We start from the raw sequence: 12,995 nt of genomic DNA, 5'->3' as shown, positions 1-12,995 counted from the left end.
CTCTTGACACGTGCGGTAGGGCTACGCCAGGTCGGCGGGATGACACGAACCCCTACCTTGAGAAAGTCGAAGTGCATCGCAGCCGCACACGCCCCGGCGCCGCCCGACCCCGCGCCCGCCGGCGAGCACCGGACCGTCCACTGGGCACGTCCTTCTTCCCAAAGGAGGGCTTCGTGTCATCCCGCCGACCTGGCGAAGCCTTACCGCACGTGTCAAGGGCGGCGCGTCCACCTCTGCCCGCGGCGTCAACTGGGACCGCGCGCCGCCCTTGACACGTGTGGTAACCCGGAGGGAGGTCGGTGGGATGACACGAAACCCGGACCCACAACCCAACAGGACATCCAGGCGCAGTTGGGGTCATCCTGCTGATCTGCCCGTCCGGCGAGGACGCTTTTCAAGGCTTTTCAGGGCTTTCAAGCTTTCAAGGCTTCTCACACCGGAACGCGCATCGTCCACTGCTGGTTGGGCTGGCCGGTGCACGCCCACAGGACCAGCTTGGTGCCGTTGCCGGTACCGAAGTTGTACGCGTCCAAGCACAAACCGGACAGCACGTTGGTGATCGTGCCGTTGGCGTTCACGTTCCACTGCTGGTTGGTGTCACCGTGGCAGTCCCACGTCACCACCTGGGTGCCGTTCGTCGTACCCCGGCCGTAGGCGTCCAGGCACTTGGTGCCCAGAACCACCAACTGCCGCGACGAGTTGTGCGTCCACGACTGGTTCGGTTGGCGGTGGCAGTCCCACAGTTGCAGCTGCGTGCCGTTCGTGGTCGACGAGCCCGGCAAGTCCAGGCAACGGCCCGAAGGTACGCCGACGACCTGCCTGCCCGACGAGGTGACCGGATCACCGATGCTCCCGGGCACGGCGCGCAGAGCGGTGTACCAGGTCGCGGCCATCTTGTCGTAGCCGGTGGCGGTGGGGTGGACGCCGTCGATCAGGTCGGCCGTGGTCAGGGCGGAGTGCATGTCCACCAGGCGCACCCGCTTGCCCGCGTTCACCTTGCCCTGCACGATGCCGGGGATCGCGGCGTTGTAGGTCCTGGCCGCGGCTGCCTGGCCGGCGTTGGCGAGCGGGATGATCGTCGCGACGAACACGTCCGCGTTCGGCGCGGTCGCGGTGATGCGGTCGATCAGGGCCGACAGGCGGGCGGGTGCGTTGGCGACGTTGTAGTTCTGCAGGATGTCGTTGGTGCCGATGTGCAGCAGCACCGTGCGCGGGTTCGTGTTCCGCAGCCAGGTGACGACGTTGGCGTCGATCTGGTCGATGCGCCAACCCGGGTGGCCCTGGTGGTCGTGGTCGCCGAGCGAGGCCGGACCGTTGAACTGGGAACCGACGAAGTCCACCCGGTAGTTGCCGGTCCCGAACCGCTGCCACAGCCCGATCCGGTAACCGCCGGGCACCTGCGTCCCCTCGGTGATGGAGTCGCCCAGCGGCATGACCCGCACACCGCCGTTGGACTCGGCGGAGGCGGGGCCGGGGGCGGCCGTCAGCAGCGCGGCGGTGACGAGAGCCGCGGTCACGGCGGCGAGTCGGGGGAAGCGTGGTCGCATGTGTTCTCCATATCGGACGTCATCAGCGCCGGCGCGGAAGTCGCGAGGGCGCCCACCGCCGTCGCCGGGGTAGCGGTTGTTCGCGTTCACATTCCGCGCCCCACACTGGACGACCGTGCACGATGGAGTCTGAATACGACCGGAGAACCATGTCAAGACACGCACGACGTTAGCGTTCACATCGCGCTGTTGAGACAGCGTTCGGCCCAACCGCGCGGAGGCCGGACGGGTGCCGGCCCCCGCGGCGGGGCTCAGGCGCGCACGCCCCACTGCTGGTTCGTACCGCCGTGGCACGACCAGAGGTGGATCAGGGTGCCGTTGGCGGTCCCGTTGCCGCTGGCGTCCACGCACAACCCTGACTGCACGCCGGTGATGGTGCCGTTGGCGTTGACGTTCCACTGCTGGTTCGGCTGGCCGTTGCAGTCCCAGATGATCGCCGCGGTGCCGTTGGTGGTGCCCCGGCCGTTGGCGTCCAAGCACTTGCCGTTCACCATGAGCTGCTTGCCCGCGGTGTAGGTCCAGCGCTGGTTGGCTCCGCCGTTGCAGTCCCAGAGCCGCGCCTGGGCGCCGTTCGCGCTCCCGGCGGCGACCTCGACGCAGCGGCCCGACTGGGCGCCCACGAGCATGGCGTTCTGCGGGCCGCTCGTGCTGCCGCCGGGACCGGCGTTGGCCATCACCGCCTGCGCGCCGGACGGCCAGTTGCCCCCGGTGACCGTGACGTTGCCGGACACCACGTTGCCGCGGTCGCCGTTGGTCACGTTGGTGCTGTTGTTGGTCGACCAGTTGTTGGTGACGGTCCAGTTGCCCATGTTCTCGCCGCCCCAGTAGTTGGCGGTGGCCCAGACCCCGGTGGAGGAGAACACGTTGTTCGTCACCGTGTAGTAGCGGGAGCCCTCGTCGAAGTAGACGCCGAAGTGGCCGTTGGTGCGCAGGCAGTGGTTCCCGCTGATCATCGCGTTCGGGTTCCACGCCAGGGTGTAGATGCAGCCGCCGTCGTTCATCTGCTGCATGACGTCGTGGATGTAGTTGTTGATCAGCCGGTTGTTGGACGCGGTGGTGGGTGTCGTGTAGCGCGGCTGGTAGTTGTACAGGCCGCGGTTGGCGTAGTGGTTGCTGCCGCCCGCGTCGTTGGCGCCCCAGCCGTAGCCGATCGACATGCCCGAGTACGGCATGTTGTAGACCTCGTTGTGCGCCACGGTGGCGGTGCTGACGTAGGTGTTGAGCACCGAGACGTTGCCCCGGTACTCGATGCCGAGGTCGTGGATGCGGTTGTGGCTGATGGTGATGTCCCGGTTGACCATCCGCTGGTCGCTCGGGTGGTGCGCGTCGGCGCGCACGCCGCCGACCACGACGCCACCGGCCGAGCTGCGGGCGATCTCGGACCTGGTGACCGTGATGTTGCTCGCGCCCAGGCCGACCCCGCTGGCGTGGGCGTTGGCGTCGTTGCCGATGCCGATGGCCGTCTGGCCCAGGTTGACGAACTGCGACTCGCTGAACGTGATGTTGTTGGCGGCGGAGACCTGCACGGCCGCGGGCATCTGCGACCAGTGCGGTCGAACGGCCTCGAACTGGGCGCACCCGTTCTGGCACGACGTGATCCGGTCGGCGGGCCAGTTCCAGTTGCCCGCCATGTACGCGCCGGTCTGCTGGTCGGCGTACCCCTGGTTGCTGCTGGGCCCCAGCCAGCTCGTGCCGGTGAACGTGATGCCGCTGAACGAGATGTGGTGCGCGGGCGCGTCATAGGTGCCACCCACGTTGACCAACGACTGCAGCACCGGCAGCTCCACGCTCACGGTGCTCATGTTCTGCCCCGCCAGCGGGATGTAGGACAACGCGCCCGTCCCGGGGTTGAGGTACCACTCCCCCGGCGAGTCCAGGAACTCGTAGGCGTTGGCCAGGTAGAAGGGACCGGCCCGGTGCGGCTGGCTGAGCGTGTCGTAGCCGAACGTGTTGTTGTTCCAGGCGGGTTGCTGCATCGTGAGGAAGTTCCCGCTGATGCTCTGCACCGGCGAGTACCGGTCGGTGAAGGAGTTGACGCTCTCCACCTCGACCCGGTTCTGGTTGGCCAGGTTGTTCAGGTAGCCCAGCGCGGAGTTGGAGAACCTCATGCCGGTGGCGGTGAACGTGAAGTCGGCCCGGTTCACCTGCGTGCGCGCCCGCGTCGCGACCGCGCCGTTGACGTACAGCTGCCGGGAGTCGATCCCGGTGGGCACGTTCGCGCGCCAGATGTTCCTCCCGGAGTCGACGAGCGACCAGCCGGCGACCGCACGGGCGCCGCTGACGACCGGACGCGCGGACGGCGCCGCCTGCCACAGCACGCGGTAGCCGTTGGTGCCGGAGTCCGCCGCGGTCAGCCGCAGCGGTTCGGACAGCCGGTACACGCCGTCCGCCAACTGGACGACGATGTCACCGGACATGGCACCGGCCTGCGACCGCACCGCGGCCTGCGCGGCGGGCAGCGAGCACGGCTGGGTGGCGGAACAACTCGTACCGGTACCGGAGGGTGACGCGTAGAGGGTCGTGGTGGCGGCGTGCGCGGTCGGGGCGAGGGTCACCACCGCCGCCAGCACCGCGGCAGCGGCACCGGCCGACACCGACCTTCGCACCGCGGGGGACGAGGACGCGAACAAGGGGACCTCCTGGCATGGGGTGTGGTGTGCGGCGGCCGGTCGGGATCGCGTGGCCGCGTCGATCAGGACGGCAGCGGGTTCAGGTGATCGGGTGGGACGGCGGCGCCCGGCCCCACGGCCAGCAGGCGCTGCCCGGCGCGTTCGGGCCGGATGTGGGGGCCGTCGGCGGTCGGTGCGGCGAGCCGGGACCGGGACGCCGTGATCGCCTCCTCGTCGACGCGCAGGCCCAGCCCCGGGGTGTCACCCAGCACGAACGCACCGTCCTCGATCCGGAGGTCGATCGCGACGCCGGACGGCGGCCGCAGTTCCTGCAGCTCGCTGACCAGGTGGTTCGGCACCGACGTCGCCGCGTGCAGCAACCCGATCGGGGTGTTGCCGATGGGGCTGACGGGCAGGTCGTGCGCGTGGGCGAGGGCCGCGACCCGCAGGAAGTGGGTCACGCCCCAGCCCGCACCGGCCTGCACGACGTCGACCGCGCCCGCCGCGAGCAGCGGGCGGTACTGCTCGAGCCCGGTGAGGTTCTCCCCGCTGGCGACCGACGCCCGGACCCCTCGGCTGACGGCCGCGTGCCCTTCCGCGTCCCACCGCCGGACCGGCTCCTCGACCCAGATCAGGTCGAGCGTCCGCTCCAGCTCGCCGACGTGGCGCACGGCCTGCTTGCGGGTCAGTGCCTCGTTGACGTCGAGCATCAGCCCCGGCCGGGCACCGCGACCGGCGGCGGTGAGCACGTCGCGCACCAGGATGAGGCGGTCCCGGTCCCGCTCGACGTCGAGACCTCCCTTGATCTTCGCCGCACGCAGCCCACGCGCGGCGTAGGTCTCGTACGCCGCCACGAGCTCGTCGTCGCCCAGCCCGATGTCCAGGCCGGAGGCGTAGGCGGGCACGCGGCGGTCGCGCCCGCCGAGCAACCGCCACAGCGGTTCACCGGCGGCCTGCGCCTTGATGTCCCACAACGCGGTGTCGAGGGCCCCGATGGTGCCGAACACCGCGCCCGCGTGGCCCGCCTTGAACACCTGGCGCAGCATCCGGTCGTAGAGGGCGGTGACGCCGCGCGGGTCCTCGCCGTCGAGGGCGGCGAACACCGACTCGATCTCCACGTGCGGCCCGAGACCGACGCCGGTGAGGCCGACGTCGGTCTCCACCACGACGATCGGCACCCGGACCACGCCGTCGGCGAAGACGCCGTTGGCGTCGCCGACCGGCCTGCCCCAGTCCTGGACGGTGGTGAGGGTCCGATAACCGGTGATGCGCATATCAGCCCTTCGTGGCTCCGGCGCTGACGCCATCGGCGATCTGGCGCTGCAGGAACAGGTAGACGACGAGGACGGGCACCGCGGCGACCAGCACGCCGGACGCGAAGACGGGGATGTCGTCGGAGTACTGGCCCCGCAGCGAGGTGACCCCGACCATGAGCGTGCGGTGTTCCGCGGACGGCATCACGAGCAGGGCGATGAGCACGTCGTTCCAGCAGAACAGGGCGTTGAGGACGCCGACCGAGATCAGCGCGGGCACGCCCATCGGGAGCATGATCCGCCAGTAGACGCCGAACGCCGTGTTCCCGTCGATCCGGGCCGCGTCGACCACTTCGGCGGGTACCGTCGAGTAGTAGCTGGTCATCAGGAAGACGGTGAACGGCAGGAACTGCGCCACGTACGCGAGGACCAGCCCGGGATAGGTGTCCACGAGGCCGGTGCCGGCCAGGACCCGGGTGAGCGGGACCATGATGACCTGGAACGGGATGAACAACGCCGCCAGGAAACCCAGGTACAGCGCCGACGAGCCGCGGAACCGCAGCCGGGCCAGCGCGAACCCGGCCATCGACCCGAACAGCAGCAGCAACGCGACCGAGCACGTCACCACGACCGCCGAGTTCAGGAAGTACCGCGACATGCCGACGCTCGTCCACGCCGACGCGATGTTGTCCCACCGCGGCGCATCCGACAGCGAGAACCGGTCGAGCACGTACTCGCGCCGCGTCTTCATCGCGACGTTGGCGGTGAACACCAGGGGGTAGACCGTCGCCAGCGCGAGCGCGGCCATCGGGATCGCGACGACCCACCTCGTCCACCGCCTGCCGGCCATCAGCCCTCCCGGCCCGCACGCCGCAGCACGCCGATCTGGGCCAGCCCCACCAGCAGCATGATCAGGAACAGCGCCGTGGAGGCCGCGGACGCGAGCGCGGGCTGGTTGAACTGCCCCTGCTGGACCCAGATGTAGTACTCGGGCAGGTAGGTGGACGCCTCCGGCCCGCCGCCGGTCATCACGAACAGCAGGCCGAACATCGAGGTCAGCAGCCCGATCATGGTGGTGACGAAGACGAACTGGATCGTGCGGGTCAGGCCCGGCACGATCACGTGCCGGATGGACTGCGGCAGCGACGCGCCGTCCACCCGGGCCGCGTCCAGCAGCGACGGGTCGAGGTTGGCGAAACCGGCCAGGAACACCACCAGCGCCATGCCGAACGTCGCCCAGACGTGCACCCCGGCGACCGCGAAGATCGCCACGTCGGGATCGCCGAGCCAGTCCACCGGCCCGAGGCCCACCACCGCGAGGACTTCGTTGAACGGTCCGTCGTAGGCCAGCAGCAGGTTGAAGATCGCCCCGACGATGACCGGGGAGAGCACCGCCGGGAAGAAGTAGACGGCCCGGTACACCCGGTGCCCCGGTGTCCGCAGGTAGATGAACGTGGCCAGCAGCCCCGGGATCGCCACGGCGACCGGGAGCAGCAGCACCAGCAGGCCGACGTTGCGCAACGCGGTGCGGAACAGCGGGTCGCCGAGCAGCGTCACGTAGTTGTCCAGGCCGACCGGCATGCCGTTGCGGTCGCCGTCACCGGTGAAGGAGAAGTTGATCCCGAGCACCAGCGGCCACAGCCGCAGCCCGACGATGATCAGCACGGCGGGCGCGACCAGGACGAACGGCGCCAGCAACTCGGTCCGCGGCCCGCGACGGCGTGCCACCGCGCCCAACGGCTGAGGTGTCGGCGCGGGACGGACCGGGGTCGGTGCGGCTCCGGGCGGCACGGGTCAGCTCGCCTCGTCGGAGGCGGCCAACTGCGCTACGGCCTCGTCCACGGTGACCGAGCCGCTGAGCAGCTGCTGCGAGAGGCGTCCCATCAGGTCGACCGTCTTGCTGGGCAGCGCCACGTGCAGCGCGGGCTTGCCGGTCCGGAGCCCCGAGGAGATCGCGGTGACGGCCGGGCCGCCGGCGGAGACGTCGACGGTGGTGTCGGACGCGATCGCGCCCGCGTCCGCGTGGAAGGCCCGCAACGCCTCGGTCGACGTCAGCGACCGCACCAGGTCGGCCGCCACCTCCGGGTCACGCGTCCACTTGGCGACCCCGTAACCGATGCCGCCGTCGTACGGCAGGCTCGGTGTCACCCCGGGTACGACGACCGGCGCCGCCATGACGCCGACGTCGTCGGGTTCGAGGAACTCGGCGAAGTCCTTCCAGTGCCCGACATCCGACATCAGGCCGATGACGTGCGCTGCCTTGCCCGACTGGAAGACCGCGAACGCGTCGTTGAACATCGCGGTCGAGTTCACCCCGTCGTTGTTCAGCCCGGCGGCCTCGACCTGCCGCCACAGCTCGAAGATCCGCTTCACGCCCGGCGAGGTCCAGTCCCGCTCGCCCGCGATCCACCGGTCGTACTCGTCGGGCGCCAGCACCGCCGATCCCGTGGCGGACAGGAAGAACTGGATGCCGATGCCTTCCTTGTTGCCCACGGCGAAGCACTTCGCGCCCGTCCTGTCGGCGATGACGCCGCAGTCCTCGACGAACTCGTCCCACGTCCCGGCAGGCGCGTCGGGGTCGAGCCCGGCCTGCTCGTACAGCGACTTGTTGTAGTACCAAGGATGTCCTTGCAGCGTCACGGGTGACGCGTAGGTCTTGCCGCCGTGCGCGAACGCGTCCCACCCGGCCAGCCGCTCCCGGTCCGCCGCGACGTAGGTGTCCAGCGGGAGGAGGGAGTCGACCCGGTCGCGGAGCTGACCGCCGCCGTTGAACAGGATGACGTCGGGGCCCTTGCCCGCCTGGATCGCCGCGCCGAGCAGCGTGTAGTACTGGTCGAACGGTTGCGCGACGAACTCGACCTCGACACCGGGGTGGCTCTTGGCGAAGTCCGCTCGCGCCTTCTCCAGGTAGGCCGCCGCACTGGGATCGCCGGACTTCCAGTCCCAGACGACGAGTTTGTCGCCCGAACCGCCGGGCGGGGAACCGGACACCCCCGCGCTGCCACAGCCGGCGCTCAACGCCAACCCGAGGACCAGGACGGCCGACCACAGTGTGCGCTGCCTCATCGCTGCTCACTTCTTCAGACGGCGACCGGGTGATCCACCCGCTCGGCGTGGTTGCGCCGACGAAACCACCTCGCAGCATACTGATCCGAGGCCCGACTGGGAATGATGAGTCGTACTTACTGCGGTCGACCGCGCCAAGTCTCAGCTTCCCCTTGACGCCGTAGCAACAGAAGAGCTGTGATGGGTGGCGAGAACCACCGTACCGATGAGTACGACTCATCAACGTGGGATCCTGCTCGCCGGACCGAGGCTCATGAGCCGACGGGAGGTCGACGTTGCGCACACGACGGGTCACGTTGGCCGATGTCGCGAAGGTGGTCGGCGTCTCGCAGACCACCGTGTCCCTGGTGCTGTCGGGGCGCGGCCCGGACCTGCGGATCTCCGAGGCGGTGCAGCGGCGGGTCCGCGAGGCCGCGATCGAGATGGAGTACCGCCGCAACCGGGCCTCGTCGGGGCACGGTGGGGCGGCGACGCGGACGATCGCCTTCGTGTCCGATTCGGTCGCCGGCTCACGGCTCGCCGGCGACCTGGTCGCGGGTGCGCACGGCGCGGCCCGCCGGCACGGCGTGACGTTGCTGTCCGGTGAGACCGAGGGCGACGCGGGCCTGGAGCGCACGTTGATCGAGGCGATGCGCGGGTACCCCGTCGACGGCATCGTGCTGGCCTGCGCGCACACCCGGACGATCAGCGTGCCGCCCGGGCTCGCCGCCGGGCCCGCGGTGCTGCTCAACGCGGTGCCCCGGGAACCGTCACCGCTGCTGTCCGTCCTGCCCGACGAAGTCCGAGGTGGACGGTCCGCCGCACGCCTGCTCCTCGACGCGGGCCACGGCGAGGGCATCCACGTCATCGGCGCCGACGCGGACGGGCACGACGTCCCGCCGGGGCGGTCCTCGGTGGTCGACCGGCTCACCGGTATCCGCCGGGAGCTGGGCGAGGTGGGCGTCGAGGTGGAGAGCGGCCGGCCGTGCCGGTGGTGGCTGCCGGAGCACGGTTTCGACGCCACGCGCGAGCTGCTGGGCACGACCCGCCCCCGCGCGTTGATCTGCCTGGACGACCGGCTCGCGTTCGGCGCGTACCAGGCGTTGCAGGACGCCGGTCTCACCGTGCCGGACGACGTTTCCGTGGTCTCGTTCGACGACCACCCGGTGGCCGCGTGGCTGCGACCCGGTCTCACCACCGTCGCCCTGCCGCACCACGAACTCGGCGCGAAGGCGGTGGACCTGCTCGTCGCCGAGGTCGGACAGCGCGACGCGGGTCGGTCCGAGCGGGGCAGGCGCCACTACGTCCCGATGCCCGTCCGCGACCGTGATTCCGTCGCACCACCCCGATGACCGCGGCGGCCTCTCGCTGGAACGTGATCACCCACCGGGAAGCCTGGAGGGTTCCCGCCCGGGTGATGGGCGGGAACCCCAGGCCGGCAATGCCGGTGCCGGTCAGAACTGCGAGATGAACCGCCAGGCCTCGCCCTTGGTCCAGGTCCGGACACCGCTCTCGGCGTACGTGCCGTCGACCGGTCCGGGCATGTGGCCGTTGTCGAACGCCGCCCACTGCACCGGGTAACCCGCTCGGCACGAGTACGTCGTGGTCACGTGGGTCATGCTGCCCGACGCGGGCTCACGCGGGCTCTGCGGCGTGCAGCCGTTGTTCGCCACGAACCGATCGCGCAGCGACCGCCCCATCGAGATGTTGAGCACGTTGTCCGAGAGGCCGTGCAGGCCGAAGTACGCGATCGGCTGGCTCCCGCCCGAGCACCCGCTCAGCTGCGCCCCGGCGTAGACCACCACCGCGCGGAACACCGTCGCCCTGGCGCACGCGAGCGCGTAGCTCATCCCGCCGCCGTAGCTGAAGCCCATCGCGAAGCGCAGCTTCGGGTCGACGCACAGGTCGGCTTCGATCCGCCGGATCATGTCGTCCACGAACGTGACGTCCTCGCCGCCGGAGTTGGCCCACCCGTTGCCCAGGCCCTGCGGCGCCACCAGGATCGCGCTGTTGTTCGACTGCTCCTGCATGCCGTAGTACGACCACGCGGTGCCGCTGGTCCCGCCGGACGACACGTCGTTCATGGTGCCGCCGCGCCAGTGGAACCCGAAGATCAACCGGTAGGGCCGGGTGTTGCTGTAGCCGTCGGGCACGCGCAGGATGAAGCTGCGGCTCTTGCCGCCGCTCTGGATCGTGTGCGTGCCGCTGCGCAGCGTCGGGGTCTTGCCGCAGCCGGTGCCGCCGCCGGGGTCGCCGCCCACCTTGGCCAACGCCCACTGCTGGTTGTTCCCGCCCGTGTCGGAGTACTGGACGACGTTGGCGTTGTCCGCGGTGGACGCGCCCTGCACCTCCACCGCTTTGTTGCTGTGGCGGGCGATCAGCCGCACGTGGCCGCCGTCCGAGTCGGCCAGCCGGAACTGCTGGTTGGTGCCGCCGTGGTCGGCCCACTGCTGGATCGCGGCACCATCGGCGGTGGACGAGCCGGGCACGTCGAGGACCTTGCCGGAGTGGCGTGACCGGATCCGGTAGTAGCCACCGCCGGAGTCCACGAACTGCCACTGCTGGTTGGCCGCGTCGTGGCGTGACCACTGGGTGACCCGGGCGCCGTCGTTGGTCGCCGAGCCCGCCAGGTCGAGCGCCTTGCCGCTGTGGCGGTTGACCAGCACGTACCACGCGGCCGGGTCGACCGTCGCCGCGGCGGCCGGCACCGCGTTGACCGCCGTGATGGCACCGGCCACGAGGACCACGGCCGCCACCGCGGCCGTCACCGGTCGTCGCCCTCGGGTCTGGGTGGAGGCGGAGGCCTCACCGCTGGTTGTCATCGAGCACTCCTTCGGTTCAAGGCAGGGTCCACCGCTGGTTGGTGCCGCCGTGGCAGCTCCAGACGATCAACTGGGTGCCATCGGCGGAGCTGCCGCCGTTGGCGTCCAGGCACTTGCCCGACTGCGGGTTCACCAACGACCCGTTGGCGCCCGCGGTCCAGTTCTGACCGCCACCGCCGTGGCACGTCCACAGCCGCACGGCCGCGCCGTTCGCGGTACCGGCCGCGTCCAGGCACCTGTCGAGTGCCTTCACCGTCGACCCGCTCACCGTCCAGCGCTGGTTCGCACCGCTGTTGCACGTCCACAGCTGCACCTTCGTGCCATCGGCCGTACCGCCGCCGTTGACGTCCACGCACTTGCCCGAGGCGGCGACGATCGGGCCGGTGCGCGGGGTCGTGCCACCGAGTTCCTTGATCCGGACGTGGCGGAACGACACGTCGTCGCCGTCGCCGTGGTTCTGCAGGCCGATGTGCCCGGAGGTCAACGACCGCGCCGGGTCGGTGTTGGTGAAGTCGTTGACCTGCACGCCGTTGAGGAACACCCGCAGGCGCTCGCCTTCGACCAGCAGCTCGAAGGTGTTCCACTCGCCCGGCGGGTTGAGCGCGGCGTCACGGGCGGCCTGGTCGGCGGCTTTCACGCCGTAGACCGCGCCGGTGGTCCTGTCCGCGGTGTCGGTGGCGTCGATCTGCACCTCGTAGCCGTTGGCCATCGCGGAGTTCGGGTCGGAGCTCGCCGGGAAGCCGACGAGGACGCCGGAGTTGTCGTCACCCGCCGCCCGCCAGTCCAGCTTGAGCGAGTACGAGCGGTACTCGCGCGCGCTGTGCCAGAGCATGCCCAGGCCGCCGAACGAGGTCAGCGTGCCGTCGCCGTTGGTGAAACCGCCCGGTCCGGCCTGCGACCAGCCGGTCGTGGCGCCGTTGTACAGCGCGGTGTAGCCGGTCTCGGGTCGGCAGTCGGCCTTGGTGCGGTTGGCCGCGTACCGGATGCCGCCGAGGATCAGGGCGCGGAACCCCGGCTCGGCGTAGCTCGCCTGCGTGTGGCCGCTGCCGGTGTAGAACGAGCGCCCGCCCTGGACGGTCTTGCACCAGGTGTGCGGGTGGTCGGCGCCCATCGAGCCGCCGCTGTAGGTCGACTCGTCCAAGGTGGCCAGGACCCGGGCCGTGGAGCGGACGTTGCCGCGGAAGTTGTACCACTCGTCGGTCCTGGTCCACGCCGGGGCCAGGTGCGCGGTGGCCGCGTGCGCCCGGTTCTCGACCCGGACCGTGGCCTGCTGGATGGCCGGGTGCGAGGTGAAGTACGTGCCGACCAGCTCGCCGTAGAACGGCCAGTCGTACTCGGTGTCGGACGCCGAGTGCACGCCGACGTACCCTCCCCCGCCCCGGACGTAGGACTCGAACGCCGTCTGCTGGGTCGCGTTGAGCACGTCACCGGTGGTGTTGAGGAAGACCACGGCTTCGTACCGGGCCAGGTTGGCGGTGGTGAAGTGGGCGGAGTCCTCGGTGGTGGTGACCGTGAAGCTGTTGGCCGCCCCCAGGTCCCGGACCAGCTGGATGCCCGCCGGGATCGCGTCGTGGCGGAAGCCCGCGGTCTTGGAGAACACCAGCACGTCGTACGGCACGTCGGCGGCGACGGCCGGTGGACCGGGGTTGAGCGCGGCGGCGGTGATCGCGGCCGCGGTCAGGCCGATCACGCGTCGGGTCAGTGAGCGTCTCATCGTTC

General features: G+C 70.4%; 8 protein-coding genes and 1 pseudogene. 1 reads left to right on the top strand and 8 read right to left on the bottom strand.

The genetic code is table 11. The annotated features are described in order from the left end of the window. Positions 1-431 precede the first annotated feature (431 nt). The 6 genes from B0I31_RS33745 to B0I31_RS33720 form a co-directional block, all read right to left on the bottom strand. Complete coding sequence (locus B0I31_RS33745) at positions 432-1,547, bottom strand: RICIN domain-containing protein (protein WP_106619449.1); 1,116 nt, start codon at positions 1,545-1,547, stop codon at positions 432-434. A gap of 251 nt (positions 1,548-1,798) precedes the next feature. Beyond that, a complete protein-coding gene (locus B0I31_RS33740) occupies positions 1,799-4,177 on the bottom strand; it encodes an RICIN domain-containing protein (protein WP_106619448.1) in 2,379 nt (792 codons plus the stop codon). A 62-nt stretch (positions 4,178-4,239) separates the two neighbouring features. After that, a complete protein-coding gene (locus tag B0I31_RS33735) occupies positions 4,240-5,430 on the bottom strand; it encodes a mandelate racemase/muconate lactonizing enzyme family protein (protein ID WP_106619447.1) in 1,191 nt (396 codons plus the stop codon). Between the two features lies 1 nt (position 5,431). Continuing rightward, on the bottom strand, positions 5,432-6,259 hold the full coding sequence (locus tag B0I31_RS33730) for a carbohydrate ABC transporter permease (RefSeq protein WP_106619446.1): 828 nt from the start codon (positions 6,257-6,259) through the stop codon (positions 5,432-5,434). Further along, on the bottom strand, positions 6,259-7,137 hold the full coding sequence (locus B0I31_RS33725) for a carbohydrate ABC transporter permease (RefSeq protein WP_245950621.1): 879 nt from the start codon (positions 7,135-7,137) through the stop codon (positions 6,259-6,261). Before B0I31_RS33725 ends, B0I31_RS33730 begins: the two co-directional genes overlap by 1 nt. A gap of 66 nt (positions 7,138-7,203) precedes the next feature. Beyond that, entirely contained in the window at positions 7,204-8,475 is a 1,272-nt protein-coding gene (locus B0I31_RS33720; RefSeq protein WP_106619444.1) for an ABC transporter substrate-binding protein, read from the bottom strand. Between the two features lie 275 nt (positions 8,476-8,750). On the opposite strand from B0I31_RS33720, the gene B0I31_RS33715 reads away from it, so the two are divergent. Further along, complete coding sequence (locus B0I31_RS33715) at positions 8,751-9,806, top strand: LacI family DNA-binding transcriptional regulator (RefSeq protein WP_106619443.1); 1,056 nt, start codon at positions 8,751-8,753, stop codon at positions 9,804-9,806. 105 nt (positions 9,807-9,911) lie between these two features. On the opposite strand, the pseudogene B0I31_RS33710 reads toward B0I31_RS33715, so the two are convergent. Together B0I31_RS33710 and B0I31_RS33705 are read right to left on the bottom strand one after the other, a co-directional pair. Further along, positions 9,912-11,120 (bottom strand): annotated as a pseudogene (locus B0I31_RS33710) (RICIN domain-containing protein); the annotation flags it as partial. Between the two features lie 172 nt (positions 11,121-11,292). After that, complete coding sequence (locus tag B0I31_RS33705; protein WP_106619441.1) at positions 11,293-12,990, bottom strand: ThuA domain-containing protein; 1,698 nt, start codon at positions 12,988-12,990, stop codon at positions 11,293-11,295. Between the last annotated feature and the right edge of the window lie 5 nt (positions 12,991-12,995).

Source organism: Saccharothrix carnea, assembly GCF_003014735.1.
GTDB classification, from domain to species: domain Bacteria; phylum Actinomycetota; class Actinomycetes; order Mycobacteriales; family Pseudonocardiaceae; genus Actinosynnema; species Actinosynnema carneum.
This window is presented reverse-complemented; position numbering and strand designations above follow the sequence as displayed.